Here is a 26,491-nt window from a genome sequence, read left to right on the forward strand (position 1 = left end):
TCTACTTATTACATTTCGCGTTCACCACACAGGTCATTCTTATTTAAACATTTTTGGAAAGAACATACTTTCTGGTCTGATGGTTATTTTGTTTGTTCAATAGGTGAAGCATCTCCTGATACTATTCCTGAGTATATTCTCAATCAGGGTTAGTCGCTTACATCCCACAGGCTAAAGACCTGTGGGTTTTACGCTCCGTTTTATAAATTAGTAGGAAAAATTACTTTTTAATAATCATTGCCTTTGCGTAATATAATTCGATGCCTCATTAATGGTGTCCAAAATACTATTTAGAACACCGCTAATTACATCGGATTCCTTACATTTTCTATTTCAATATAGTCCCGTACAAGTCAAAATCTTCTGCTCTATTTACTTTCACCTGAACAAAATCACCTATACGCACATAATTTTCTTTAGCATTTAATACAACCTCATTATCCACTTCTGGAGAGTCGAATTCTGTACGTCCGATGAAATAATCTCCATCCACTCTATCTACCAACACCTTGAATTCTTTACCAACTTTAGTTTGGTTGATATCATATGAAATTCCCTGTTGCACTTCCATAATAGCTTCTACGCGCTCTTGTTTTACATCTTCAGGAACATCATCTACCAATGTGTGTGCATGTGTTTTCTCTTCGTGTGAATATGTAAAACATCCTAGACGATCAAATCGGGTTTCTTCAACCCATTCTAACATTTCATTAAAATCGTGTTCTGTTTCTCCTGGATAACCACAAATCAATGTTGTACGCAAAGCAATATCCGGTACTTTATCTCGAATTTTGTTTACTAAGTCAATTTGCTTTTGTTTGGTTGTACCACGGCGCATCGATGTCAACATATTATCGGTAATATGTTGTAATGGCATATCCAAATAATTACAGATATTACTACGTTCATTCATAGCATCCAAAATGTCCATTGGAAAACCTGAAGGATATGCATATTGCAAACGAATCCATTCGATACCGTCGACATCCGATAAATGACGCATCAAATCCGAAAGATTACGTTTACCGTAAATATCTAAACCATAATAAGTTAAATCTTGTGCAATAAGAATTAATTCTTTCGTTCCATTAGACGCCAAGAATTTTGCTTCTTTTACCAAATCATCAATAGATTTAGATACATGCTTACCACGCATCAATGGAATTGCACAAAATGAACACGGACGATTACATCCTTCCGCTATCTTGAAATAAGAAAAATGAGAAGGCGTAGTCAGTAAACGTTCCCCCAATAATTCGTGACGGTAATCCGCACCAATAGTAGATAATAATTCGGGCAAATCATTCGTGCCGAAATAAGCATCTACATTAGGAATCTCCGATTGCAATTCTGGTTTGTAACGCTCAGAAAGACAACCTGTCACAATTACTTTATTCACCTTACCTTGATCTTTTAGCTCTGAAAACTGTAAAATAGTATCAATTGATTCTTGCTTGGCATTATCAATAAATCCACAAGTATTGATAACCACTATATCATTCGCTTGGATATTATTTGATTCGTGAACAACGTCAATTTGATTACCTTTCAACTGACCCATTAATACTTCCGAATCATGTATATTTTTCGAACATCCTAAAGTCACCACATTCACTCGTGGCTTCACCATCACTGGTTCGAATTTACTATGCTTTGTTTTCATTATTATGATTGAGTTGGATGAAACATGGATTATGATTCCATCGCAATTATTGTCTTTATTGATAAAAAGAAACCTTTATAAGGCTATAAAGGCTACTTGCTTGATGCAGAAATAAAATTTTATTTAAATAAGGATTCGACAAACTCTCTTTTATTAAAGAGCTGCAAATCGCCGATCTTCTCCCCTACACCAATATATTTTACAGGAATCTTGAATTGATCCGAAATACCAATGACTACACCACCTTTGGCTGTACCATCTAATTTTGTCAAAGCTAACGCATTGACGTCTGTCGCTTGGGTAAATTGTGTACATTGCTCGATAGCGTTTTGTCCAGTCGAAGCATCTAACACCAACAAAATCTCATGCGGAGCGCCAGGAACGACTTTTTGCATGACATTTTTTATTTTTCCAAGCTCATTCATTAATCCGACTTTATTATGCAAACGACCAGCTGTATCGATAATTGCAACATCGTCACCATTGGAAACCGCAGACTGAATCGTGTCAAAAGCAACTGAAGCTGGATCTGATCCCATTGCTTGCGCAACCACACGTACACCTACACGCTCTCCCCACAATTGTATCTGATCGACAGCTGCAGCTCTAAAGGTATCTGCTGCACCCAATACTACTTTATTACCTGCTTCTTTCAGCTGATGCGCTAACTTACCAATAGTCGTAGTCTTACCAACACCGTTCACGCCTACCACCATAATAACATAGGGCTTATGATCCCCGTATTTAAAGCTCTCGAAATCATTGCTGTTATTTTCAGCTAATAAAGCTTGTATTTCCTCTTTCAGTAATCGGTTTAGTTCATCGGTACCGACATACTTATCACGTGCAACACGCTCTTGAATTCGTTCCACAATTTTCAAAGTCGTCGTCACACCCACATCGGATGTAACCAATACTTCTTCTAGATTATCCAACACATCATCATCAATGGTAGATTTACCAACGACTGCCTTTGTAATCTTTGAAAAGAAACCTTCTTTAGTTTTCTCCAAACTCTTATCCAAAGCCTCTTGAGCCTCTGGTGCTTCTTGTTTCTTCTTGAAAAAATCAAATAAACCCATGAAATACTGGTGATAAGTAATGCTTAAAAATCAAGCCCAAATATACTGAAATCTTGCCATACTAAAAAAGCCCTTTCGGTGAGTATACCAAAACGGCTTTCAGTTTTTTTAAAGGAAAACTTTAAAAAAGGAATATCTTGATTGCTTATTTTGAAGCTGCTGCAACAACATCTTTTACGTTGTCGTTGTGTACCATACTTTCTTTGAAAGTATAAGCTCCAGTTTTAGCAGATTTTGCAGTGATAATAACTTTAGTAAATTCTTTACCACCACCTTTTTGTAATGATGCTACCGCTTTCTTTGCCATGGTATATTTTTTTTAAGATGGACAACTCTCGTTAATCCATTAAATTAATTACTTAATTTCTTTGTGAACAGTTACTTTTCTCAATACAGGGTTGAATTTTTTCAATTCTAAACGCTCTGTTGTGTTCTTTTTGTTCTTAGTAGTGATGTAACGTGACATCCCTGGAAGACCACTTTCTTTGTGCTCAGTACATTCTAAGATAACTTGTACTCTATTTCCTTTTTTAGCCATTGTTTTACTTTATTTTAGTCCTCACGGACTAATAGTTCATGAATATCTTTAATTAACAGGCGAATATCTATTAAACGTATCCTTTTTTGATAAATTTACTGATAACAGAAGAAATTCCGTTTTTGTTAATCGTTTTAATTGCAGACGCTGACACTTTTAAAGTGATCCAACGATCTTCTTCAGGAATGTAAAAACGCTTAGTATGTAAATTTGGGTAAAACTTACGCTTAGTTTTAACGTTCGAGTGAGATACGTTATTACCTGTTAATGCCGTTTTGCCTGTTAAATCACAAATTCTTGACATGATATTTATTTTTAATGTTGTCTATTTAGTACACCAATTCTCTTTTGCACTCTCTGCAAAGAGTTTGCAAATATCTAAATTTCTTTTGGAACTTACAACAATATGGCGAGAATTATTTTTAAAAATAATACAAAAAGTGCAGGAAGAAGCAAATGTAGAGCTTTTCTAATTCATCTCCCACCCTACACTCTAAAATAGTTTTCAACAATTCACATTGGTTATAAAAAAATACTAGTATTTCACGTCCTGGATAAAATTTACTTACTTAGTGATTTATCACATATTAAAATTCCTTAGCTAACTTTAGATGTTGCATAAAACAAGAGCGATAGCACTTAAGATTACGAACTATTCAGAAAATAGTGTGGTCGCACAACTTTTCACAGAAGAGTTTGGAATTCAATCATATTTGATTAACGGAGCAAGAAAGCCAAAAGCAAAAATTCATGTTAACATGTTTCAACCGCTTCATCTTTTGGATATGGTGGTTTATTATAAAGACACTGGTAGTTTACAGCGCATAAAGGAAGCCACCTCTACTCCTATGCTTCAGCAAATTCCATTAAATATCGCAAAAAGTTCTGTAGCTATTTTTCTGAACGAAATATTATACAAAGTGTTAAAACAGCAACAACCCGATTCCCAACTTTTCAGTTTCATACAACAGTCTATTTTATGGTTGGATCAGACAAATAAGCCGATTAATAATTTTCATCTCTGTTTTTTGATGAAGCTAAGTCGGTTCTTGGGCTATATGCCAACAGCATCAGAGAAAGCTTTACCTTATTTTGATTTGGTGGACGGTGTTTTTACTAATTTTGCACCCACACATACATATTCACTTCAGCAACCACATACACATATGTTTCACGCGATATTGAATATATCATACGAAGATTCTCATTTGATACAAATGAAGCATGAAGATCGCATATATCTTTTATCACAAATCATCAACTTCTATAAGTTACATACAGAAAATTTTGGCTCAGTGAATTCATTGCAAATTCTGGAAGAAATATTTCACTAAATTATAGCAGTTCAAAAAAAATATTATTTTTGGTTAAAAAAAACATATTATTTAACCTAAAAAACTAAATTATGAATCCATTTGAACAAGAAAATTCAGGTTTTCCCGCCTCAATTAATGAAAAACCCCTAAGCGTAAAAGATTGGGTAATTACATTAATAATTGTCGCTATACCACTTGTTGGAATTATTATGTTGCTTGTGTGGGCTTTTGACGATAATGGAAATGTCAACAAAAAGAATTTTGCCAAAGGCTCTTTAATCGTAATGTTGATTATGATTGTTATTTCAATAATCTTTTATATTACAATATTCGCTGCCTATATAGGAGCAATGGGCGGATTATCACAATATCAATAATACAAAAAAGCTCGAAATCTAAGATTTCGAGCTTTTTTACAATAAATATATTTAGAATCTATTAGATAACTTTTACATTTACCGCATTAAGACCTTTACGGCCTTGTTCAACTTCGTAAGAAACGTCATCGCCTTCACGAACTTTGTCGATTAGTCCTGAAACGTGAACAAAAATTTCACTTTCACCTGACGCTGGTACTATGAAACCAAAACCTTTAGTTTCATTAAAAAATTTTACTTTACCTTCTTGCATTACTGTATTATATTTTAATTTATCCTAAAGATAAGATTTAAAAAATATTTTACAAGATTATTTTAGGCTAATCTTAAACATTGTGGCATTTTCTTTGTCTATGCGTTATATGAAGAAAATATTAATTTCAAACGATCTATGAAAAAATTATTGACAATCGCATTTTTATTAGGAACTATAATAATGACAAACGCCCAATCCGTTAATATAGAATCTTTTCGCAAAGTAGCTACTAAAGGATATGCCGAAAAAGAGGTAACTCCAGATATTATTTACCTCTCAATTTCATTGAAAGAGTTTTATATGGATGGCAATATGAAAAAGAAAGTTTTCATTGAGACAATAGAAAAACAATTATTTGATGCAGCAATGGCAAATGGTGTTAAGAAAGAAGATTTTACAGTTCAAAATATCTACAGCTATAATTATCAAAATAAGAAAAAGAACAACGAATTGCTACAATCACGTCAGTACCGTATTAAGGTTACGAATTTGAATGGCCTACACACAATGCTTGATAAGGTAGATCCTCAAGGATTGGAAAGCACTTCAATATCAGGATACGATCATACGCAAAAGCGTGAGTTGGAAAAAGAATTGAAGACTGCTGCGGTGAAAGATGCACGTCAAAATGCAGAAATATTAGCTGCTGCAGACGGAGGGTCTGTTGGTAAAGTATTGGTAATTAATGACAATAGCAACTTCAACTTTGCAGAACTGATGCCGCAACCACGCATGTACGCAAAAACGGCTATGATGGATAATGCAGGAGCAGAGTCAAACGAATTGTCGTTAGATATTCGTCCAATTAAATTGACTTGTTATATTGACGGTGTCTTTGAATTAAAATAAATTGGAACAATTAAATAATCAGCCTCAACAAAAAAGAGAAAGGGAATTTGCTTGGATAGAGCGAATGTCTAATCTATTGGACAATAAATTTAGCATTGGAGGGTTCAAGTTCGGCTTGGATCCTCTTTTGAATTTGATACCTTATGCTGGACAATTCATAGCTTTTGCCTCTTCACTATCACTTGTTGTTATCATGCTTCGCAATGGCGCAGGGTCCAAGGTTGCCGTCAAAATGCTTCTTAACGTGATGTTAGATGCAATTTTGGGCGCAATACCTTTAATTGGTTATGTATTCGATTTTTTCAATAAGGCAAATAAAAAGAATGTTAAACTTCTGAAGGAACATTATTTCGAAGGTAAACATCAGGGTAGTGCGCGAGGATTATTGATAACTCTATTTATTATTATAGTACTTTTGTGTGTCGGAATATTTTACCTGATGTGGGTGTTAGCCGAATGGCTATTTTCGGTTTTAGGAAGTATATTCTAATATTACATTTTTATTTAAATCAAGATGTCGAAAACACGAATATTTGCGCTAATTCTTTTTGGAATAATGATCACAGCTATCTTAACAAATCCTAAAAAAGAAGAGCTAGAATCTGTAGTCAAAGAGAAAGCCAAATCGCTACTAGCAGATCAACTTAAATACGAGAATCAAGATGCTGTACAGCTAGGCATGACCTTGTTTGGAGATAGAGTCGTTCGAGAATTTGTTCAGAATAACGTGATTATTTCGAATTACTATTTATTCTCTTTGGTAAAAATAAGATGGCAAGGCGAGGACACACCAATAGGGGGTGGAGCATTCACGAAAGTGTGGCTCAGTCCTGAGATTGATAAGAAGGCAGATGAAATAGTAGGGGTTCTTAAAAATCTATAATGCTTGACATACTCTACCGCGATGAATATCTTATTGCCATAAATAAGCCACATGGTCTTTTAGTACATCGATCTTCAATTGCCAATGATGCTTCTGAATTTGCGTTGCAACTCCTAAGGGATCAAATCGGACAGCCCGTTTATCCCGCGCATCGTTTGGATCGTAAAACGGGTGGTATTCTTTTATTTTCATTGGATAAAGAGACGGATAAAAAAACGCAACCACTTTTTCAGGACAAAAAAATGGATAAGCGCTACTTGGCGGTTCTACGCGGATACTGTCCCGAAGAAGGAATTATTGATTATCCTTTACTGAAAGAAAATGGCACAGCACAAGATGCTATCACACATTATAAGCGATTAGCGACAGCAGAGATTGATGTTCCACAGGGAAAATTTCCCACATCCCGCTATTCTCTGGTCGAGGCAAATCCCGAGACAGGTCGTATGCACCAATTGCGTCGTCATTTCGCGCATATCATGTATCCAATAATAGGGGATAGGCCACATGGATGTAATAAGCAAAACAAGTTGTGGAAAGAGAAATTTGAAATGGACACTATGTTGTTACATGCCTCTGCATTGACATTTATTCACCCTTGGACTGAAGAAAAAATTGAAATTAAAGCTGATTTGAATTCAGAATTTAAAAGAGTGTTAGAAATACTAGGATTGCAAACGGTTGCGAAATAACAAACGATGAATAATTTTCGTTTTTGCCACCAAATATCTAGTATATTTATCATAATATTAAAAACAAGCCGTAAAATCCCAACATATTAGCTATTTTTGCAAAAACTTTTTATACCATTTGATGATGAAAAATACAGCTTTAACAGACCATCATATTTCTTTAGGAGCAAAGATGGTTCCTTTCGCAGGATTTAATATGCCCGTACAATATTCTGGTATCAATGACGAACACGAAACTGTACGTACAGCTGTGGGCGTATTTGATGTAAGTCATATGGGCGAATTTATCTTGAAAGGTGAAAAAGCATTAGACTTAATACAAAAAGTATCTTCTAACGATGCTTCCAAATTATACGACGGTAAAGTTCAATATGGGTATTTGCCTAATGAAACTGGTGGTATAGTAGATGATTTTTTGACATACAAAATCGACGATATTACGTATTTATTAGTAGTAAATGCTTCTAATATTGAGAAAGACTGGAATTGGATCAGCAAATACAACACGTACGGCGTAGAAATGAAAGATATCTCAGATGAGACTTCATTATTTGCTGTACAAGGACCAAAAGCTGCGGATGCTTTGCAAAGTTTAACATCGATTGAGTTGGCTTCTATGGAGTATTACTCGTTCGCTAAAGGCACATTTGCTGGAGTAGATAATGTGATCGTATCTGCAACAGGTTATACAGGTGCTGGAGGTTTTGAAATCTATGTAGCGAATAAAGACGCAAAAAAAGTATGGGATGCGATTTTTGAAGCTGGTGCTGCCTTTGGTATTAAACCAATTGGTTTAGGTGCACGCGATACTTTACGTTTGGAAATGGGATTCTGTCTATATGGCAATGATATTGACGATACGACTTCTCCACTAGCTGCTGGTCTTGGTTGGGTTACTAAATTCACAAAAGACTTTGTGAATAGTGAAAACTTAAAAGCTGAAAAAGAAAACGGAACGGCTCAAAAATTAGTAGGTTTCGAAATGATCGATAGAGGTATTGCTCGTCACGATTACGAAATCGTAGATGCTGAGGGTAATGTGATCGGTCGTGTGACTTCAGGTACGCAATCGCCAACATTGAAAAAATCAATCGGTCTTGGATATGTAGATAATGCTTTTTCTAAAGCTGGTACAGAAATTTACATAAACATACGTAACCAAAAAATAAAAGCGGAAGTGAGAAAAGGTCCTTTTATAAAATAACATTAGATCTTTACAGCATAAAAAAGGGTTAATCGATGTCGATTAACCCTTTTTGCTTTTCTTAGCCGCAGATTGCTGTTCTTGTTGTTTTTTGATGTAATCTGTTTTTACATGTTTTAATAGAACTACTTTCAAGTAAATCAACACAACCGAAACTGCGATTGCAATCCCTAGAATAAGCATATTACCACTTTGGTAAGCAGATATACCACTCATCACCAAAAAGATAATCCCTAGATTCAGCAAAAGATTTAGTACAAATTGTTTTTTCATTATTTTTTATTTTGATCCAAAACGACCCTTTTACGAAGTAAAAAGAAATAAACTAGCCCTGCGAATATATTCAATAGGATGATAAAAATAATCAATAACAACCGTTCTGAATTCGCAATACGACCCGACAACATGATTTCACGAATAGTAAGAAAAATCCATATAAGCGACACCAACAGCGCAAAACTAAATAGGATAGGAGCTATGCTAACTTTCAGCAGGAATAATACGATAGCACCTATGTAAAATATCAGACTAAAATAGAATGCTTGAGTTGTTTGCTGATACAAATTTTTCATACCTACAAAGGTACAAATAATGCATTGTACTCCTTAAACTAAAAAAGAGGCATTGATAATGCCTCCTTGTAGGTCTTTGTATATTAAGCTATTAATACACGTCCAATTCTGGATCAATTTCATCTCTCCAAGCCAAGATACCTCCTTGCAAATTTGCGAGATTCGTGTATCCTTGTTGTTCCAAAAGCATCACCGCTTGTGCACTGCGCTTTCCTGAACGGCATTGGATGATCACAGGAATATCTTTTGCTACCTTCTCAGACTCAATTAGTATTCCAGCAAGTGGAATATTTAGTCCATTTAGGTTTGATACTTCATATTCAAAAGGCTCGCGAACATCAATTAATTGAAATTCTTCGTTGCGATCCATCATATCTTTTAATTCTAGAACTGTAACTTCTTTCATGTCTTTTGATTTTATAACCAAATATAATAGTTATGCTTTATTTCAGTGAATTATCGACTCTTATTTATTAATTTCATTAAAATTTTACACTATGAATAGATCATTACTACTATCTGTGATTTTTGCACTTATAGGTTTCAATTTAGTAGCACAACAATCTTCAACACAAATTGTTGACAAAAACTATGTACAAAGGCTTCTAAACACCTTAGCTTCAGACGAAATGGGTGGACGTCATGCCTTTAGTCCACATATTGCTAAGGCAGCAGATTTTATTGCAGAAGAATTTCGTCAAATAGGATTAGAGCCTTATGCAGAGCCAAATTTTCGCCAGACATTTCATATGAATAAAATTTATAGAATCTCTTCTAAAGTCATTTTTGATAATAAAGAATTGACTGCAGATGAGTTTTTAATAATGGGAAATAATCCAAAGATTGAATGGAATGAGAATTCAGATATTACAATAAAGCACATTCGTAAAGAAGACGATTTTTCAAGCACATTTAGAAAATTAGCTCAAGGAAATGATGATGTAATTGTGTTAGTAGATCCTTCGTATGCATCGTACATTGCACGATTCAATAAAATATATTCGAGAGAAACTGTAATTGGTGAGAATCAACCAAAAGGAGCGACAAAATTATTTGTTTTAGCGAGTAACCTCCCTAAAAAATATACGGTTAATAGTGAAAATGAGGCTAAAAAAATAGATTTTTTTAATGTAGCTGCAGTGATTCCTGGAAAATCAAAACCCAATGAATATGTCGTGTTTTCTGCACACTATGATCATATCGGGATTATTCAAGCCGATGGTCAAGACTCTATCGCCAATGGGGCTGATGACGATGCCTCAGGAACTTCGGCAATGATTAGTTTAGCGAAATATTACAAAGAACGAGAAAACAATGAGCGCACGCTTATTTTTGTCGCTTTCACTGCTGAAGAAGTAGGTATGTATGGTTCTAAATACTTTTCGAACAACATCAATGCGGATAGCGTCGTAGCTATGATTAACATTGAAATGATTGGTAAGGATTCTAAGTTTGGACCAAATACATTGTATTTGACAGGCTATGATCGTTCGAATCTCGGTGAATTAATGCAACAAAACTTAAAAAATACAGCATTCAAATTCCATCCAGACCCTTATCCACAACAAAATTTATTTTACAGAAGTGATAATGCTGTATTGGCAGCTTTGGGTGTACCTGCACATACTTTCTCGACCTCACAAATTGATAAAGATACCTTTTACCACACCGTAAAAGATGAAGTAAGCACATTGGATATTGACAATATTACATCCAGTATAGAAGCAATAGCACTTGGCGCGGAAGAAATTGTGAATGGCAAACAAACACCTAGTCGAGTAGAAAAATTGAAAGACTAATTGATAATAAAGAACCTCCAAGCTTTCGCTTGGAGGTTCTTTATCATTTAACAATGGTATTTATTGAACAATTACAATTTGTTTTAACCTTACGGCATTAATACGCCAGAAAGTTCCATCACCACCACCTTTATTTTCCAAATTACCTACGAACCCCAAAGAAACTTGTTTTGGTTCCAAAAGTGTAAACTTAAGTGCATGAGTTCCTGGAGAATTTGTCTTCAAAAATCCTAATGCCGACGAAACATTTTCAGTATTCGGTATTTCACCGCCAAGTGCTGCAACAGTATAAAAATCACCACCAGCAGTACAATCTGGAATATCCATTTCAAAAGTATAATTCCCAGGTGGTAAAGTTACAGTTTGGTAAATCTTTCCATTGGTAATAGTTGACATATTATTTCCTGACCATCCTGCTTCCATAGCTAAGAAAGGACCACCAAAATCATAGTCTACCCCACCAAAATAAGCTCCTGAACCATCTCTAAAATTATGAACAGCAGTATTCGTAACCCAATCCGCTGGAATAGCCCATCTTCCTGATCGCGCAATGGTAGTAACAGGATTTTTGTAATTCTTTAAATACTCAGAAGTTACATCTTTGGCTAATCCTATTGCACTAAAATCTGTATAGAAGGTATCTATGCTTGTTTTTTGAGGTAAAAACAAAGTTCTATAAGAAACAGACTTTGTCGTGGCCGCTAGGTCCGAGATTACAGTGTGTAACTGATCTACGGGCACAAGAATAGTTTTTGCTCCGGTACTTGATTCATATTGGACTTGAGTTCCAATAGGTCCAGCAGATAAGTCCATCTCTTGCCAATCAATTATAGCTTTATTATCATTGTCAATAGTAGCACTTGCAATTAATTTATTCGAAAGACCCGCGCTGTAACGAGGACCATACGCTCTTCCAATTGCTGGAACAGCAACTGATCTATTACCTTTGTCATCAATGGTAAACAATTCTAAACTAACAATTCCTTCCGCCATTGGAATATAATGTTCCAATACGCTATTATGCGTAATATCCAATATTACAGAATCCTTGCCATCGTTCCACTTCATTAAAGCTTTTTTGATCTTTGGATCGGGTTTAACTTGTGCTTGGACTAATATACGTTCGTTACCCGAAAAGACTTTCACCGAATCAAGCTTCCCCACATATACTACCTCACCGTCCTTAATATATTCCTTAAACTCATCCCATTTGGCACAAGATATAAAGGTTGAAATAAGAGTAAGCACAAAGATTAGCCTTATTGTATGTGTTCTATTTATCTTAATCATAACTCATTATCTATAAAGTAGTACCATATACTTTAATCTCATTGATATTTTGTGCAGTACCTCCAGCGAAATTTTCTAAACATCTAATTCGGATATATCTCACTTTAGGTGAATTGAGGTCAACTTCCCAATTAAATCCTGCCGCAGCAGTAGCTTGATCCTCTGCATTATCCGTCCCATATGGAAGCCCAGATGGTTTAATGACTTCATAACTTCCTAATAGTATCCAAGAATCGTCTAATGCTCCATTAAGATTTGGACTATTTGATCCATAAATTTCAAATCGCTTCATCGTAGAAAGAAAATAATATCTAGTTCCTTCTGGAAATGGACGAATCCAAAAACGACTAATCTTGGCAGATACACCCATATCAAATGTAATCATATGTGGCTGATTACCACCGTTGATTTGATGGGTAAAACTTGTATTAGGCCATCCTAATAGACCATCCCAAGCATATTCAAGTCGTGCACCATTAGTTACTTGTGGCGCATCTCCCGGAAGTACAAAAGCTCTAAATTTACCTGGATCCATTTGTTCTTCGTAGAAAGGTTTTACTTTGGTGTACAATGTATCTGAATTATTTCCCCAGTTATCTCGGACATAAATAGCAAATTCTTGTTCTAAAGTATCTAACCCTCTAATCTTGGAGATAATACTGTCGGTCTTGGTATAAACAGATTTTTGATTATCACGTTCGTACTCATTGAAAACATTCTTTTTCATGACAATGATTGCGACATTATCACGAGAAGAATTTTTAGCTGTAAGATTATATCCACCGAAAGCATTGGAAATTTCTAAAGAGTTGAACACTTTCCAAAAAGGAGCTTCCAAAGGTTTTACTTTTACTGATACCGGATCAGATAGGACTTCATTACGGCTTACTGCATACAATTTCACCTCATGCTCTTCGGTATCAGCAAAACCAGCTACCACAATCGTATCTTTGTAGATAGACGATTTTACTTCCACTTCTTGACCTGTATTAATTTTATAAATAGCCTTTACGTACATTAAATTCGGAGAGCTAGGCAAATCATATATAATTTGTGCTTTCCCCTCCTGATTTATTACACGTATATTTGAAACGACTCCTGGTTTATCAGTCTCATTACCAACAGGCTCTCTGTATTCAATTTGTTTGGTACATGCAAAGGCAAATAATGCACTCAGCATGACTAGAAATATGTTTATTCTATTTGATTTCATACATTTAATATTTTTTGATTACCAACCTGGGTTTTCTACTAGCAAAGGATTTCGTCGCGTCTCGTAATTTCCAATAGGCCACAAATAATCCCTTGGCGAAATAAATGTCTGATTGAAAACGGTTCGTTCCACATTATAAGTCGCAGCAGTCTTTCCTGAAATTGAAAATCCTGTAATATCTTGATTCAAATATTCCGAAGACAGCTTCCAACGCTTCAAATCCCAAAAACGTTGTCCTTCAAAAGCAAGTTCGATAAGTCGTTCGCGTTGAATAATTGAACGTAAACCTTCTTTTGATTGAAATTTAGTAGGTGATTTGGAAAAATTCGTCCATGATGTAACTACACCTTGCAAACCTGCACGCTCACGAATTTTATCTATGTACGAAATTGCTTCAGTGGATCCACCATTCACCTCGTTCAATGCTTCAGCATAACTTAAATAAAGCTCTGCTAGACGAACTTCGGGCCAAGGATAAGCTTTCCAAGTAGGTGCGTTGTTTGAATTCGTAGTTGATTCCCAGTGAACCAGTTTTTTGATGAAATATCCTGTTTCGTTCCAGTTGGTAAAGTGACCAACTCCCGAACGCTCGGCATTTTTGGCTTGTACATACATGCTATTCTCGTCCGAACCTGAACTAGCACCATCTTTCATGTACCAACGTCCACCATCAAAACCCAAACTCGCATAGAAACGTGGCTCACGGTCGTAATTCAACCTTGCCGTCACATACCCAGGCTCTATGTAAAAACGTTCAGTACTTACTGCCGCACGAGTAGTCATGTAATTACTAAAGTCTAATGTTTTATCTTCCTCAATTGGTACACCATTTTTGGTATAAAATTGCTTAGCAACCTTAATTGGTGCTCCCCAAACGCCTTGTAATTGGAATCTATCGACATTTACACCCCTAGCCATCGGTGGCATACACAAAGCTTCATTTACAAAATAACTATTGGAAAGCCCCCATACCACTTCATCACCCCATCGCTCTGTCACAGCATTACGAATGTTGAGCTGCGTCTTGGTTTCCGTGCTTAGATTATATCGGTCATTGGTGTATTCATATAGCTGTGCATTATTTGCCTCAGCCATTTCAATTGCAGCTTTCACAGCATCTTTTGCCTTTTCCCATTTTGTAGGATCAACCGTTGTATTCACTAACTGAATTCCGTCTTTATCAACGAATGATGCATAATCTGGATTTCCATTAAATAATGGAGATGCGGCCAACATCCATAATCGGGCTTTGATTGCTAATGCTATAGACTTCGTAGCACGACCTAATTCCGTATTCTCATCGATAATACGTTCCGGTAATTTCTCTGCAGACTGATCTAATAAATCAGAGATGAAATTCACTACATCATCAATCGGCTTTCTTTTGTAATACAAATCTTCTGGTTCAGCAGATTCAGGGGCATTCTCATCCACAATTGGAATAGGTCCATACATACGCATCAAGTAAAAATGATAGTATGCCTTCAAAAATTCTACTTCACCGGTCCATCTTTCGCGTTCGGCAATAGGCAAATCCGGAACAACATTCGTATTCTTAATATTTTCCAAGAAGATATTGCAATGTCTAATTGCCTGCCACATACGCAAGTAATTAAATCGTCCATCACCGCCTTTTTGGTCACCTCCCCATTCATTAAATAAGGGTTGACCAACATTCTGCATACCTTGCGCAATACGAAAGGCTGGATGCCAATGCGCTTGGTCATTTTGTGGTAACCATATCTCGTCTCCTCCCATAATGCCTGCATTAAACCATCCATCACCATTTTTGGGCAAATAAGAATAACAGGTGAATAAATATTTCTCAGCTTCTGTACGTAGTTTAAAAGCATGCTCAATTACTGATACGTTGTCAGGTATGATATCCAAAAATTTAGAACACGAATTAAAAAGTACGGACATGGAAATGCATACTACTGAAATACCCACTTTGGCATTGCCCTTTATTTCCTTAATTTTCATAATTTTCAATTAATAGAGTTATAAATTAATTTGAATACCAATATTGTATACAGACTGTAGTGGATAACCTAATCCATTACCTCGCATCTCAACATCCCACAACTTGAAGTTGCTTAACAAAAACAGATTTGAGCCTGACAAATACACACGCGCATTACTAATCTTAAATCGTTCTAATGATTTGATATTATAGCCAATATCGACACTTTTCAATCGTAAGAATCCACCATTACGCATCCACCAAGTAGAGGTTTGATTATTAGGACCAACCCTCCAGGTACTTAATCTTGGATAAAAAGCATAGGAATCTTGATTTGTCTCAGACCAATAATCATCAGCTATTACTTTTAGCAAGCCTGTTTGTCTACCTCCATTAGAATAAAAGGGTTGAATTTGGCTAGAATTAATAAAGAATGAATATTGGGTAGCACCTTGGAAGAAAAATCCGAGATCAAAATTTTTAAATCCGAAGCTTGAGCCAAAGCCAAATAATACTTCCGGTTCTGTAGGATAACCAATTGGCACCATATCATCGCCGTTCACCAAACCATCTTTTGTAATATCTCTGTATTTGATATCTCCCGCAAGCAAACCAATATCACCAAACTGTACTGGTGAGTTAGCGACTTCTTCATTATCAATAAATAAACGCTCTGCGATATATCCCCATGCTTGATTAATAGAATACCCTTTGCGTCCAAGGTGTGAAAGATTTCCTGAATACGGTAATTCGTCTACTTTTACAATTTCAGATGTCGCATAGGTAAAAGTTCCGCGTGCATCCATCCAAAAGTCTTCTGAAAAGTTCTTTCTATAATTTACAGACAAGTCAAGACCTTTCGTATTTACTCGACCATAATTTGACCAAGGTGTTGCCATTAATCCAGACGCATTATCAATACCCGAAACTGGTTGTAGGATATTTGATCTTTTTTGGCTAAATGCATCTACGATAATGTCTATACCTCTACCGATGCTCATATCCAAACCTAAATTTAATTGCTTCGAAAGCTCCCAAGTGATATTTGGATTAGCATAACGTGAGATAGACACACCAGGACGGGTGTAACGTGGTGCACCATCATCTCTACCAAAAGAAGATCCATAGTTACCATTATTAAGATTCACATTGGATAAGTAAAAGAATCTATCCGCATTACTACCAATAGCATCATTACCCACCAAACCATAGGTTCCTCTAAGTTTGAAATTACTTATTACAGAGCGTATAGGTTCAAAGAAAGGTTCTTCTGAAAGTCTATATCCTAAACCAAATGAAGGGAAGAAGCCCCAACGGTGGTTTGCATCAAAACGTTCTGAACCATTATACCCAAAATTGAATTCCGCTAAATAACGATCCTTTAATCCATACGTAAAACGACCTGAGACACCTGCATTACGACTGGGTAATGTTTCCACCAAACCAACTTGATTACCAATAGCAGATTCATAACTGGAGATATAAGATACTAGCATACCGCTTACCGCATGTTTCTCTGCAAAAGTTCTATTATAGTTAAGTGTTCCTTCTAACCAAATTCTAGAGTCCACATCACGTGTCGGCGGCGCATAACTTAAGTATTCCGTTCCTGTTGGCTGCAATGCTGTTGCTGAACCATCATTTAATGCTTTTAGATTGTAGGTACCATCTTGAGAATTTACAATCGCTTCGTAGAAGAATGGTTGATAACTTCTGCTAGCAGACATATAAGCGTATCTTCTCAAATAACCCATCCCACGAAGTGATAAACCTTCCGTTATACCATTCAAATCTTGCTTAATCTCGATTTGAGGTTGCATATTGGAAGTTTTATAGGTCTGATAGCCTCGCACCATTTCAGCATATGGATTCATATACATGGTAGAACTCAAAGACAAATCCGTATTGCGTGTTTGGCTAGAACCAAATAATGGGTGTTCGATAAAAGGTAGTTTATCTGCTGGATAAATAGAAGGAAACATCACTGGATTGGCATTTAATGCATTATCAAATGTAGCTGCTCCACCGCCCATTGGTCCTATGTAATCATCAAACTGTCCATACATCCTTACAATAGCTGTGGTTGTTTTCGTAACATTGAAATCAACATTCACACGCAAAGAATAATTATTCAGCTTAATGTTACTGTTAAAGTTGTTTAGAGGTTCTACCTTAAGCACTCCGTTATCTCGATTGAAAGTACCAGCGATATAATATCTACCACGTGTAGTTCCTCCTGAAATATTTAAGTTGTACCCCTGATTGTTTGTATAATCTTTGACCAACATCGATAGCCAATTATTACTCGGGAATAAATAAGGGTCTTCACCATCCATAGTGCTAAAGATTTTATTTTGCGAATAAGGCTCTATGCCGTTTGGCGTACGGGTTAGTGCAGCTTCATTTGCCATTCGCATATAAGTAATGTTATCTGCGAATTCAAAATTCTTGGTATTTGATGAAATTCTATTTTCTACGCGAAAATTAAATTTTGGGGCGCCATCCATACCCATTTTAGTGTTAATCAAAATAACACCATTTGCACCACGTGCACCATATACAGAGGCTGCTGCTGCATCTTTTAAAACCGAAAAATCAGAAATATCATCTGGTTGAAGACGAGCCATATCGGTCGGAGAAGACTCCACACCGTCAATTAAAATCAAAGGATCTTGTTTTCCTGTACCAAATGTAGAAAGTCCGCGAATGTAAAAAGTGGAATTATCTGTCCCAAGTCCAGGTTCGCCACTGCTTTGAAAAGCAATCATACCAGCCACCCGACCAGCCAAAGCATTTGTAAGATTTGAAGAAGCTGTTTTTAGCTCCTTAACATTCACAGTGGTAATAGCACTTACCAAACTTGCTTTCTTTTGCGTTCCACCAAAACCTGTTACTGTTACTTCTTCAATCTCAGACTCAATCTTTTCTAAGAAAATGTCTAATAGAATCTCATTGTTTGAGTTTATTGATTGACTTGCAAGATTAATAGTGGCTGTTTTAAACCCCACCGATTGAAAGTCTACTTGGGCTTCTTTTTTAGAATTAAATTCAAAACGCCCAAACCCATCAGATAATAATGTCAATATCGTCGCTCCTCTCACTTTGATAGATACACTGGGTATCCCTCCCGTTGTATCTCGTACCACACCTTTGACCTTTATGTCTTGTGCAATACTATTTAGTGTTGAGATCGCGCTTAAGATAATTGTGATAAATATAAGTCGTAATCCATTCATTAGTAATGTTTTTATAATTGGTAATTAAAATGATAAAGAAAGGAATGAGTAGAAAACCTAGTTTCCCTGTTCAAGAAAGTCTTTTAGCTATCGTTCATAATAATCTCTCCAAAAAACTTTTATCGCTATTTTAATACTGATTAGTAATACCTAAATTGTTTTGTACTATTTACTATTCTACACAGGCAGAATTCTAATCATGAGCAATTATAATTAGTGTTATAATGACACTTATTATAATAAAACAAAAATTCCTAGGCATAATTAAACCTAGACAGCTGTATAGAACTAAATAATTGTTAAAATGACACTTATTGATTTAAGCGTTATATTTTATGTTTACAATCAGTAGAAATACCTTTAAAAAAGTTTGTTGTTATTGTTTATAATTTGGTTAATAATCTAATGTAGAGATTATATTTAAAACTTCAAAATTTTTGTAACAATATTATAGATGTATTTCCATAACGTAATCGTCCAAAATATAATCGAAATAGGGAATATCGATTTCTTGTACAACGGTAAAGCCCATCTTTAAATAGAAATAATAAGCCTTATTTCCACGGTTAACATTTAGCTGTACTCTCTCTTTATTTTTTAATTTAGCTTTCGCTATTGCACAGGAAATTAATTCTTTCCCAAAACCTTTACCTTGAGTTTGTGGTAATAGATACAGCTTTTCTATGCGTAATATATCCTCATCTTTATCCTTTAATGCCATAAACCCAACTGTGCTCTTCTTGTCAAAAGCTAGATAAAAGTCTTGATCGGTTTGCATGCTCTCCTGAAGAGCCTGAACCGAGTAACTTCTTTCCAACATAAATTTCATTTGATCATCAGATAATATACCTGTATAAGTTGGGTAATAAATCTGATGAGCTAATTGATGAATGATTTCTGCTTCCGCTAAATTTGCCCGACGAATACTAAACATGTTATATTTCTTCTCCAACAAAAACAAAATTATCGGTATTCATTTCTAACACAACAAAACCATCGTGGTCCACTTCAAAAACATTATCCTGCAAAAACTTCAACCCATTAAATGATTTGATTTCAGAGACGTTGATATACATTTTTTGCCCTTTTACTTTCCATTTCTCATAGTGAGATTGGATCAAGACATAGCGAATCCCTTCCACGAAAGCAACAATATTTATGTGATGTGCATATTCTAAGAAAGAAGCCTCTAAGGACATAGAAAAAATATTAACGGCTTTGTAATTATTGGCAATCAAATAATCCAAGCTGTCTCTTAAGAAAGTTGTCTTTGGGGTAATCAGCTTTATTTCTTCTTGCGAAGAATCGATAGCATGTGCATATAGAAAGTCAACCTTTGTATCTTCAGCCAAAAAGAAATCTATGTTATCCTCCGTTGTAATAATTGTCGGCGACCATTCCAAAATTTGCCCCAAATATTCCTCCGACAAGGCATGAAAATTTTCTACCAATAAAGCAGGTTCCTGATTTTCACGAACAATATGGTGCGATGACATGAAACTTTATTTTGTAAGTTTTGAAATAGCGATATAAGACATTAAACCTATACTTAATTCTAAAGCATCTTCATCAATATCAAATGTCGGCGTATGAACCGCAGATTGGATACCTTTTGATTGATTTCCTGTCCCTAGACGATAGAAACATGCATTCGCAACTTGGGAATAGTATGAAAAATCTTCTGCCGCAGGCCATAAATCCAATTCAACTACATTCTCCTCTCCCAAATATTCTACCGCAGCTTCACGCGCTAAGGCTGTTGTCGCTGGCTCATTTACCAAATAAGGATAGCCCTTTCTCACTTCAAAATCACAGGTAGCATCCATACTTTCAGCTATTCCGACAGCAATTTTTACCATCTTCTCGTGTGCCTGAGCCCGCCATTCTTCATTGAATGTACGGAAAGTTCCTTCCAAATACACTTCATCTGGAATGATATTCGTTGCACCATTTCCAATGATTTTTCCCCACGATAGAACCGTAGGAATACGAGGGTCTGCAAATCGGCTTACCACTTGTTGTAATGCTGATATTATCTGCGCTGTAATCGCAATTGGGTCTATATTTTGATGCGGCTGCGCACCATGACCACCCTTGCCACGCACTGTCATAAACAATTCGTCACACGAAGCCATGTATTGACCTGAGCGAAATCCAACTTTACCAACTTCTATAAAGGGCATGACATGCTGCCCGAAAACAGCCTGAGGCGTAGGATTCTCCAAAACACCTTCTTTAATCATTATCGAAGCACCGCCTGGCAATCTTTCTTCTCCCGGCTGAAATATTAATTTTATTTGACCGCCGAATTGGGATCTCAACTCGTTCAATATTTTGGCAACCCCCAGCAACGACGATGTGTGCACATCATGTCCGCAAGCATGCATTACGCCTACATTTTGAGAACCATATGAGCGTCCTTCTACCTCTGTAATAGGCAAAGCATCCATGTCTGCCCGCAAAGCAATTACTTTGTCTGAGGGCAAATCACCTGTAATCAAGCCGACTACACCCGTATTTGCCATAGATTGATAAGGTATTCCTAATTTACCTAATGATGCTTTTACAAATACAGAAGTATTGTGTTCTTCGAAAGAAAGTTCAGGATTACGATGAAGGTGGCGACGAATTTCTACCGTCTCAGAAAAGAATTCCTTTGCCAACTGTTGAATCTTACTCTTAATATTGGCCATAATGTAAGTTGATTATTCCCAGACCCAAATATCTTCTTGGAAAACAAAGACACTTCTGTATTGGGAACGGATAGTATTCATAAATTCGTTTGCTTGCGCTCTACTTCTAAAATCACCGACTTTGACCCTATAATTAGGTTCTGAATACGAAATATAAGTATCCATATCAGCATATTGATTTTTGAATCGTGCCTGAATAGCATATGCTTCGCTACGATTAGATCCAGCATAAATCTGCACCCTAAAGCCTTTTCGCTTCACTCGCGTAGCTTTTGCCTTATCAACTACTTTTGTTCCTAAGCTAATAAGACGAGGTGTTGTAGGATTGATTTCATGAGCTGCTCTAAAATTCTGCAACAAGGTAATGAGTGAATCCTTTTGAATCTCCAACCCATTATTATCTTGTCCTTTAGCCTGTATAAAAAACAAGCAAACAGCACCTAATAAAATCAATCCCTTTTTGTACAACATCTCTGTTTTTTACTCTTTTATCTTAAAATTGTCCCGACTTATTTACCGTGACAATTTTTATATTTCAATCCTGAACCACAAGGACATTCGTCATTTCTACCGACAGTTTGCTCTTTGCGTATAGGTTGTGTTACTGCTATATCTTCTTCAGAAACTCCTGTTGGAGAATCCAAATCTTCTTTAGTTTCTTTCAAATTTAACGGTTGTGCAGGGATTGGCTTAGCCTCTTCAATGTTTTGAGGTTGTTGCTGACCTGGTATATCCGCTTTGAACAAGAAACTCACAATATCCTTATTCATAGAAGCCAACATCGTTTTAAACAAGTTGAAAGCTTCCATTTTATAAATAATGATTGGATCTTTTTGCTCATAAACAGCATTCTGAACTGACTGTTTTAAGTCATCCATCTCGCGTAAATGCTCTTTCCAAGCTTCATCAATTAAAGCAAGAACTATGCCTTTTTCAAAAGATCTAAAAACATCTGCTCCTTCGGATTCTACCGCTTTTTTCAAGTTTGTAGAAACTTGAATACCACGAATTCCATCTGAAAAAGGAACGACGATATTTTCCACCATTTCACCACGCTCAGCTAAAACATTTTTCAACACTGGTAATGTTTGCGCTGCTACGTTTTTAGCTTTATTTTGATAATGTGTAAATATCTGCGTGAACAGTTTCTCCGTCAATGCATCAGCACTTGATGAGGTAAATTCTTCTGCGGTGATTGCTGGGTCAACAGAGAAAATGCGAATTACTTCAATTTGGAATTCATCAAATGAACCATCTTCTTTTGATGAAATGACGATATCTTCAACTACATCGTAAATGGTATTGTTCAAATCTACATCCAGACGCTCACCAAATAAAGCATTCTTACGTTTTGTATAAATCACATTACGTTGCGAGTTCATCACATCATCATATTCCAACAAACGCTTACGAATACCAAAGTTATTTTCTTCGACTTTACGTTGCGCGCGTTCGATTGATTTTGTCAACATACTGTGTTGCATCACTTCGCCATCTTCCACACCCATTTTCACCATGATGTTGGAAATACGCTCTGATGCAAATAAACGCATCAATGGATCTTCTAACGAAACGAAGAATTGAGACGATCCAGGATCACCTTGACGACCTGCTCGACCACGTAACTGACGGTCAACACGGCGAGATTCGTGACGCTCTGTACCGATAATCGCTAAACCACCAGCTTTGATTACTTCCTCTGTCAATTTAATATCCGTACCACGACCAGCCATGTTAGTCGCAATAGTCACTTGACCTGGTTGACCAGCTTCTGCAACAATCTCGGCCTCACGTTGGTGTAATTTCGCGTTCAACACGTTGTGTTTGATACCACGTAATTTCAACATACGGCTCAATAACTCCGAAATCTCAACCGAAGTCGTACCAACTAAAACCGGACGACCAGCTTCAGTTAATGTTTGAATCTCTTGAGCTACTGCATTATATTTCTCACGTGCTGTACGGTAGATATAATCTTGCTTGTCTTCGCGTGCGATACCTCTATTCGTAGGGATATCCACTACGTCTAGCTTGTAAATTTCCCAAAGCTCACCAGCTTCTGTAGACGCAGTACCTGTCATACCTGCTAACTTGTGGTACATACGGAAGTAGTTTTGCAACGTAACAGTAGCATATGTTTGTGTAGCGTCTTCTACTTTTACATTTTCTTTCGCTTCGATAGCTTGGTGAAGACCATCCGAATAACGACGACCGTCCATAATACGACCCGTCTGCTCATCTACGATTTTAACTTTGCCTTCGTCAACAATGTATTGATCATCTTTTTCGAATAGCGTATACGCTTTCAATAATTGATTGATCGAGTGAATACGTTCCGCTTTCACCGAGTAATCGCGCAACAACTCATCCTTGCGAGCTGCCTTTTCTTCTAATGGAGCATCCGAATTTTCAATCTCGGCAATTTCACTACCTACATCAGGTAAAATGAAGAAGCTTGGATCTTCGCCTTGTGCAGTGATAAGTTCAATACCTTTTTCTGTCAACTCCACTTGGTTGTTTTTCTCGTCAATAACAAAGAAAAGCTCTTTGTCCGCTTTTGGCATTTGACGGTTTTGCTCAGCCATGTAGAAGTTTTCTACTTTTTGTAAAATTTGACGGTGATTATTTTCACTTAAGAATTTAATCAACGCTTTATTTTTAGGTAAACCTCTATATGCACGAATTAATGCTAATCCACCTTTTTCTGGATCTGTATCACCCGAAAGAATTGCTTTTTTCGCTTCATTAAATACTGTATTTACGTATGCTTTTTGTGCATTTACTAATCTTTCGATACGTGGTTTTAATTGGTAAAACTCGTGTTGGTCTCCCATCGGAATAGGACCAGAGATAATCAACGGTGTACGCGCGTCATCGATCAATACCGAATCCACCTCATCGATCATTGCAAAGTGCAATTTACGTTGCACCATCGCATCTGGCGTTTGCGTCATGTTGTCGCGCAAATAATCAAAACCAAATTCGTTGTTTGTACCGTAAACAATGTCTGACTTGTATGCTTTACGACGTTGCGGAGAATTTGGTTGATGTTTATCAATACAATCTACCGAAAGTCCATGGAATTCGAACAATGGCGCATTCCACTCGGAGTCACGCTTTGCTAAGTAATCATTCACCGTTACAATGTGAACACCTTGTCCAGACAATGCATTTAGGTAAGTAGGTAGTGTTCCAACTAAAGTTTTACCCTCACCCGTCATCATCTCAGCAATTTTACCTTGATGCAATACGATACCACCAATCAACTGTACATCATAGTGAACCATATTCCATGTCACCTCGTTGCCTGCAGCCAACCATTTATTAGCCCACTGCGATTTTTCTCCAACGATTTTCACATTTGCTTTGCGCGCAGCTAATTCTCTATCAAAGTCATTAGCCGTCACTTCCAATACTGGATTTTCAGTAAAACGACGTGCAGTTTCTTTTACCACAGCAAAAGCTTCAGGTAAGATATCCGCTAATACCTCCTCAAGCTTTTTATCACGATCTTTATTTAATTTATCTATTTTCTCGTAAACCTCTGTTTTTTCTGAAATATCTACAGCATTATCATCTGCTTTAGTTTTCAATTCAGCGATTTCGGCGTCAATTTCTTTTAAATATTCCTGGATACGGCTTTTGAATTCAATTGTTTTAGCACGAAGCTCGTCATGTGACAAATTGGTTAGCTTACTATATTCACCTTTAATCTTTTCAACTATCGGTTGTATAGATTTGATATCACGTTCTGACTTGCTACCAAATAATTTACTTAAGAATTTTAACATAATTTTATTTTATCTCTTTTCACATGCGCAAAATTGAATCCAAACTCTTATACAGGACATTTTGGCACTAGTCGGGCAAATTTAATTATTCGAAATGATAACTTTCAATGTTACAGTAGATTTTTAATCATTTCCTATTAAAAATATATTTTTTTCGGTTTTAGGTACAATATTTAAGTCCTGTGCTTTACTAAACATGGACTCTATTGCTTTTCTACCCAAATCCCCCAAATCAACTGAATATTGATTTACATACAATTCAATATGTTTGTACATTACCGATTCTTCCATTTCTTGGGCATGAAAACGGATGTAGTCAATTCCTGATTTTGGATTTGCAAATGCATATTCTACACTTTGACGGATTAAGCGATTTACTTTTTCTTTTATTTCTTTCGGTAAATCTCTTCGTATGACAATACCGCCCAAAGGAATCGGACTTTCTGTCGTCCTTTCCCAGAACTCTCCGAGATCAATTACCTTAAATAGTCCTTTATCTTGGTATGTGAAACGATTTTCATGAATAATTAATCCCAAATCAATATCTCCGCTCAATAAAGCCGATTCAATATTTGAGAAAACTAAAATTTCTTTATTCTGCAAACCCGGATAAACCAAGCCCAATAAGAAATTTGCTGTTGTATATTTTCCAGGAATACCTATTTTAAGATGTTGAAATTCTTCAGGAAGATTTTGTCCTGCGTAAGAAGAAAGCTTTTCGGCTAATTCTTGATTTTTTGTTATTAATAACGGACCTACACCAAATCCCAAAGCAGAACCAGCATCCAACAACTCGTAATCTTTTACTGCATAAGCAAAAGCATGATAACTTAGTTTGGTAATAGCTAACTCTTTATTAAAAGCTTTTTGGTTTAAAGTTTCGACATCATGATACTCTACGTTGAAATCTAAACCTTCTGTATCGATTTTATGATGAATTAGCGCATCGAAAATAAACGTATCATTGGGGCAAGGTGAAAAACCTAAACTTAATTTCATCGTATTATACTTTATATTTTGTCATTCCGTCGATAGAATGAAGCGTCTATTAAAAATTTCTATACGGTACTCAGG

Annotated in this window: 28 protein-coding genes; 9 read left to right on the top strand and 19 right to left on the bottom strand. The window is 36.2% G+C overall.

Annotation, left to right across the window (positions count from 1 at the left end):
* The coding region (locus FLS47_RS09145) for a transposase (protein ID WP_188347398.1) at nt 1-153 on the top strand (153 nt) is incomplete at its 5' end.
* 175 nt (nt 154-328) lie between these two features.
* Here FLS47_RS09145 and rimO read toward each other — a convergent pair.
* From rimO to rpmB, 5 genes are all read right to left on the bottom strand, one after another.
* Nucleotides 329-1,663 (bottom strand): 30S ribosomal protein S12 methylthiotransferase RimO, encoded by a 1,335-nt coding sequence (gene rimO, locus FLS47_RS09150; protein ID WP_149914074.1) that lies wholly within the window; start codon nt 1,661-1,663, stop codon nt 329-331.
* A gap of 119 nt (nt 1,664-1,782) precedes the next feature.
* Nucleotides 1,783-2,745 carry a signal recognition particle-docking protein FtsY gene (gene ftsY / locus FLS47_RS09155; RefSeq protein WP_149914075.1) on the bottom strand — a complete coding sequence of 321 codons (963 nt, stop codon included), beginning with the start codon at nt 2,743-2,745 and terminating at the stop codon, nt 1,783-1,785.
* Nucleotides 2,746-2,890: 145 nt separating this feature from the next.
* Nucleotides 2,891-3,052, bottom strand: a complete 162-nt coding sequence (locus FLS47_RS09160; protein WP_149914076.1) for a DUF4295 domain-containing protein — start codon at nt 3,050-3,052, stop codon at nt 2,891-2,893.
* Nucleotides 3,053-3,100: 48 nt separating this feature from the next.
* A complete protein-coding gene (rpmG, locus tag FLS47_RS09165; RefSeq protein WP_002998409.1) occupies nt 3,101-3,283 on the bottom strand; it encodes a 50S ribosomal protein L33 in 183 nt (60 codons plus the stop codon).
* A gap of 70 nt (nt 3,284-3,353) precedes the next feature.
* Nucleotides 3,354-3,587 (bottom strand): 50S ribosomal protein L28, encoded by a 234-nt coding sequence (rpmB, locus tag FLS47_RS09170; RefSeq protein WP_149914077.1) that lies wholly within the window; start codon nt 3,585-3,587, stop codon nt 3,354-3,356.
* A 307-nt stretch (nt 3,588-3,894) separates the two neighbouring features.
* Between rpmB and recO the strand changes: the two genes are divergently transcribed.
* Both recO and FLS47_RS09180 read left to right on the top strand, forming a co-directional pair.
* On the top strand, nt 3,895-4,617 hold the full coding sequence (gene recO, locus FLS47_RS09175; protein ID WP_149914078.1) for a DNA repair protein RecO: 723 nt from the start codon (nt 3,895-3,897) through the stop codon (nt 4,615-4,617).
* A 71-nt stretch (nt 4,618-4,688) separates the two neighbouring features.
* Nucleotides 4,689-4,976, top strand: a complete 288-nt coding sequence (locus tag FLS47_RS09180) for a hypothetical protein (RefSeq protein WP_149914079.1) — start codon at nt 4,689-4,691, stop codon at nt 4,974-4,976.
* Nucleotides 4,977-5,037: 61 nt separating this feature from the next.
* On the opposite strand, the gene FLS47_RS09185 is transcribed toward FLS47_RS09180, so the two are convergent.
* Complete coding sequence (locus tag FLS47_RS09185) at nt 5,038-5,229, bottom strand: cold-shock protein (RefSeq protein WP_149914080.1); 192 nt, start codon at nt 5,227-5,229, stop codon at nt 5,038-5,040.
* A 138-nt stretch (nt 5,230-5,367) separates the two neighbouring features.
* Between FLS47_RS09185 and FLS47_RS09190 the strand changes: the two genes are divergently transcribed.
* The 5 genes from FLS47_RS09190 (at nt 5,368) to gcvT (ending at nt 8,860) form a co-directional block, all read left to right on the top strand.
* Nucleotides 5,368-6,081, top strand: a complete 714-nt coding sequence (locus FLS47_RS09190; RefSeq protein ID WP_149914081.1) for an SIMPL domain-containing protein — start codon at nt 5,368-5,370, stop codon at nt 6,079-6,081.
* A gap of 1 nt (nt 6,082) precedes the next feature.
* Entirely contained in the window at nt 6,083-6,571 is a 489-nt protein-coding gene (locus tag FLS47_RS09195; protein WP_223225204.1) for a DUF4112 domain-containing protein, read from the top strand.
* A gap of 24 nt (nt 6,572-6,595) precedes the next feature.
* Nucleotides 6,596-6,964, top strand: coding sequence for a hypothetical protein (locus FLS47_RS09200; RefSeq protein ID WP_149914082.1), 369 nt, complete (start codon nt 6,596-6,598; stop codon nt 6,962-6,964).
* Nucleotides 6,964-7,656, top strand: coding sequence for a pseudouridine synthase (locus FLS47_RS09205; RefSeq protein WP_149914083.1), 693 nt, complete (start codon nt 6,964-6,966; stop codon nt 7,654-7,656). Before FLS47_RS09200 ends, FLS47_RS09205 begins: the two co-directional genes overlap by 1 nt.
* A 124-nt stretch (nt 7,657-7,780) precedes the next feature.
* Entirely contained in the window at nt 7,781-8,860 is a 1,080-nt protein-coding gene (gcvT, locus tag FLS47_RS09210; protein ID WP_149914106.1) for a glycine cleavage system aminomethyltransferase GcvT, read from the top strand.
* 42 nt (nt 8,861-8,902) lie between these two features.
* Here the strand turns inward: gcvT and FLS47_RS09215 are convergent, their stop codons facing one another.
* From FLS47_RS09215 to FLS47_RS09225, 3 genes are all read right to left on the bottom strand, one after another.
* Entirely contained in the window at nt 8,903-9,133 is a 231-nt protein-coding gene (locus FLS47_RS09215) for a DUF6358 family protein (RefSeq protein ID WP_149914084.1), read from the bottom strand.
* On the bottom strand, nt 9,133-9,432 hold the full coding sequence (locus FLS47_RS09220) for a hypothetical protein (RefSeq protein ID WP_149914085.1): 300 nt from the start codon (nt 9,430-9,432) through the stop codon (nt 9,133-9,135). The genes FLS47_RS09215 and FLS47_RS09220 overlap by 1 nt, the downstream gene beginning before the upstream one ends.
* 91 nt (nt 9,433-9,523) lie before the next feature.
* Nucleotides 9,524-9,838, bottom strand: coding sequence for a rhodanese-like domain-containing protein (locus FLS47_RS09225; protein ID WP_149914086.1), 315 nt, complete (start codon nt 9,836-9,838; stop codon nt 9,524-9,526).
* Between the two features lie 91 nt (nt 9,839-9,929).
* Here FLS47_RS09225 and FLS47_RS09230 point away from each other — a divergent pair, with 91 nt between their 5' ends.
* Complete coding sequence (locus FLS47_RS09230) at nt 9,930-11,231, top strand: M20/M25/M40 family metallo-hydrolase (protein WP_149914087.1); 1,302 nt, start codon at nt 9,930-9,932, stop codon at nt 11,229-11,231.
* Nucleotides 11,232-11,291: 60 nt separating this feature from the next.
* Here the strand turns inward: FLS47_RS09230 and FLS47_RS09235 are convergent, their stop codons facing one another.
* The 10 genes from FLS47_RS09235 to FLS47_RS09280 form a co-directional block, all read right to left on the bottom strand.
* Nucleotides 11,292-12,521, bottom strand: coding sequence for a DUF4998 domain-containing protein (locus tag FLS47_RS09235; RefSeq protein WP_149914088.1), 1,230 nt, complete (start codon nt 12,519-12,521; stop codon nt 11,292-11,294).
* Nucleotides 12,522-12,531: 10 nt separating this feature from the next.
* Nucleotides 12,532-13,734, bottom strand: a complete 1,203-nt coding sequence (locus tag FLS47_RS09240; RefSeq protein ID WP_149914089.1) for a DUF5000 domain-containing lipoprotein — start codon at nt 13,732-13,734, stop codon at nt 12,532-12,534.
* An 18-nt stretch (nt 13,735-13,752) separates the two neighbouring features.
* Nucleotides 13,753-15,717: a RagB/SusD family nutrient uptake outer membrane protein gene (locus tag FLS47_RS09245; RefSeq protein ID WP_223225205.1), complete on the bottom strand. Its 1,965-nt coding sequence runs from the start codon at nt 15,715-15,717 to the stop codon at nt 13,753-13,755.
* 18 nt (nt 15,718-15,735) lie between these two features.
* Nucleotides 15,736-18,933 (bottom strand): SusC/RagA family TonB-linked outer membrane protein, encoded by a 3,198-nt coding sequence (locus FLS47_RS09250; protein ID WP_149914090.1) that lies wholly within the window; start codon nt 18,931-18,933, stop codon nt 15,736-15,738.
* 448 nt (nt 18,934-19,381) lie between these two features.
* Complete coding sequence (locus FLS47_RS09255) at nt 19,382-19,867, bottom strand: GNAT family N-acetyltransferase (RefSeq protein WP_149914091.1); 486 nt, start codon at nt 19,865-19,867, stop codon at nt 19,382-19,384.
* Between the two features lies 1 nt (nt 19,868).
* Nucleotides 19,869-20,429, bottom strand: a complete 561-nt coding sequence (locus FLS47_RS09260; RefSeq protein ID WP_149914092.1) for a thiamine pyrophosphokinase — start codon at nt 20,427-20,429, stop codon at nt 19,869-19,871.
* A gap of 6 nt (nt 20,430-20,435) precedes the next feature.
* The gene (locus FLS47_RS09265) at nt 20,436-21,626 is read right to left on the bottom strand and encodes a M20 metallopeptidase family protein (RefSeq protein WP_149914093.1); all 1,191 of its coding nucleotides are present in this window, start codon (nt 21,624-21,626) and stop codon (nt 20,436-20,438) included.
* A 12-nt stretch (nt 21,627-21,638) separates the two neighbouring features.
* Complete coding sequence (locus FLS47_RS09270) at nt 21,639-22,097, bottom strand: SPOR domain-containing protein (protein ID WP_223225206.1); 459 nt, start codon at nt 22,095-22,097, stop codon at nt 21,639-21,641.
* Between the two features lie 38 nt (nt 22,098-22,135).
* The gene (gene secA, locus FLS47_RS09275) at nt 22,136-25,417 is read right to left on the bottom strand and encodes a preprotein translocase subunit SecA (protein ID WP_149914094.1); all 3,282 of its coding nucleotides are present in this window, start codon (nt 25,415-25,417) and stop codon (nt 22,136-22,138) included.
* A gap of 123 nt (nt 25,418-25,540) precedes the next feature.
* On the bottom strand, nt 25,541-26,416 hold the full coding sequence (locus FLS47_RS09280; RefSeq protein ID WP_149914095.1) for a menaquinone biosynthesis family protein: 876 nt from the start codon (nt 26,414-26,416) through the stop codon (nt 25,541-25,543).
* Between the last annotated feature and the right edge of the window lie 75 nt (nt 26,417-26,491).

It is taken from the genome of Sphingobacterium cavernae (assembly GCF_008520265.1).
GTDB classification, from domain to species: Bacteria; Bacteroidota; Bacteroidia; order Sphingobacteriales; family Sphingobacteriaceae; genus Sphingobacterium; species Sphingobacterium cavernae.

What these genes read in the sequence shown, in the direction of transcription:
- FLS47_RS09270 (WP_223225206.1), bottom strand. Translation starts at nt 22,097, where the DNA reads ATGTTGTACAAAAAGGGATTGATTTTATTAGGTGCTGTTTGCTTGTTT.
- FLS47_RS09280 (WP_149914095.1), bottom strand. Translation starts at nt 26,416, where the DNA reads ATGAAATTAAGTTTAGGTTTTTCACCTTGCCCCAATGATACGTTTATT.
- FLS47_RS09235 (WP_149914088.1), bottom strand. Translation starts at nt 12,521, where the DNA reads ATGATTAAGATAAATAGAACACATACAATAAGGCTAATCTTTGTGCTT.
- FLS47_RS09185 (WP_149914080.1), bottom strand. Translation starts at nt 5,229, where the DNA reads ATGCAAGAAGGTAAAGTAAAATTTTTTAATGAAACTAAAGGTTTTGGT.
- FLS47_RS09200 (WP_149914082.1), top strand. Translation starts at nt 6,596, where the DNA reads ATGTCGAAAACACGAATATTTGCGCTAATTCTTTTTGGAATAATGATC.
- rpmG (WP_002998409.1), bottom strand. Translation starts at nt 3,283, where the DNA reads ATGGCTAAAAAAGGAAATAGAGTACAAGTTATCTTAGAATGTACTGAG.
- rimO (WP_149914074.1), bottom strand. Translation starts at nt 1,663, where the DNA reads ATGAAAACAAAGCATAGTAAATTCGAACCAGTGATGGTGAAGCCACGA.
- FLS47_RS09225 (WP_149914086.1), bottom strand. Translation starts at nt 9,838, where the DNA reads ATGAAAGAAGTTACAGTTCTAGAATTAAAAGATATGATGGATCGCAAC.
- FLS47_RS09190 (WP_149914081.1), top strand. Translation starts at nt 5,368, where the DNA reads ATGAAAAAATTATTGACAATCGCATTTTTATTAGGAACTATAATAATG.
- rpmB (WP_149914077.1), bottom strand. Translation starts at nt 3,587, where the DNA reads ATGTCAAGAATTTGTGATTTAACAGGCAAAACGGCATTAACAGGTAAT.
- FLS47_RS09240 (WP_149914089.1), bottom strand. Translation starts at nt 13,734, where the DNA reads ATGAAATCAAATAGAATAAACATATTTCTAGTCATGCTGAGTGCATTA.
- FLS47_RS09180 (WP_149914079.1), top strand. Translation starts at nt 4,689, where the DNA reads ATGAATCCATTTGAACAAGAAAATTCAGGTTTTCCCGCCTCAATTAAT.
- ftsY (WP_149914075.1), bottom strand. Translation starts at nt 2,745, where the DNA reads ATGGGTTTATTTGATTTTTTCAAGAAGAAACAAGAAGCACCAGAGGCT.
- FLS47_RS09250 (WP_149914090.1), bottom strand. Translation starts at nt 18,933, where the DNA reads ATGAATGGATTACGACTTATATTTATCACAATTATCTTAAGCGCGATC.
- FLS47_RS09215 (WP_149914084.1), bottom strand. Translation starts at nt 9,133, where the DNA reads ATGAAAAAACAATTTGTACTAAATCTTTTGCTGAATCTAGGGATTATC.
- FLS47_RS09220 (WP_149914085.1), bottom strand. Translation starts at nt 9,432, where the DNA reads ATGAAAAATTTGTATCAGCAAACAACTCAAGCATTCTATTTTAGTCTG.
- FLS47_RS09265 (WP_149914093.1), bottom strand. Translation starts at nt 21,626, where the DNA reads ATGGCCAATATTAAGAGTAAGATTCAACAGTTGGCAAAGGAATTCTTT.
- recO (WP_149914078.1), top strand. Translation starts at nt 3,895, where the DNA reads ATGTTGCATAAAACAAGAGCGATAGCACTTAAGATTACGAACTATTCA.
- FLS47_RS09230 (WP_149914087.1), top strand. Translation starts at nt 9,930, where the DNA reads ATGAATAGATCATTACTACTATCTGTGATTTTTGCACTTATAGGTTTC.
- FLS47_RS09205 (WP_149914083.1), top strand. Translation starts at nt 6,964, where the DNA reads ATGCTTGACATACTCTACCGCGATGAATATCTTATTGCCATAAATAAG.
- secA (WP_149914094.1), bottom strand. Translation starts at nt 25,417, where the DNA reads ATGTTAAAATTCTTAAGTAAATTATTTGGTAGCAAGTCAGAACGTGAT.
- FLS47_RS09260 (WP_149914092.1), bottom strand. Translation starts at nt 20,429, where the DNA reads ATGTCATCGCACCATATTGTTCGTGAAAATCAGGAACCTGCTTTATTG.
- FLS47_RS09255 (WP_149914091.1), bottom strand. Translation starts at nt 19,867, where the DNA reads ATGTTTAGTATTCGTCGGGCAAATTTAGCGGAAGCAGAAATCATTCAT.
- FLS47_RS09160 (WP_149914076.1), bottom strand. Translation starts at nt 3,052, where the DNA reads ATGGCAAAGAAAGCGGTAGCATCATTACAAAAAGGTGGTGGTAAAGAA.
- gcvT (WP_149914106.1), top strand. Translation starts at nt 7,781, where the DNA reads ATGAAAAATACAGCTTTAACAGACCATCATATTTCTTTAGGAGCAAAG.
- FLS47_RS09245 (WP_223225205.1), bottom strand. Translation starts at nt 15,717, where the DNA reads ATGAAAATTAAGGAAATAAAGGGCAATGCCAAAGTGGGTATTTCAGTA.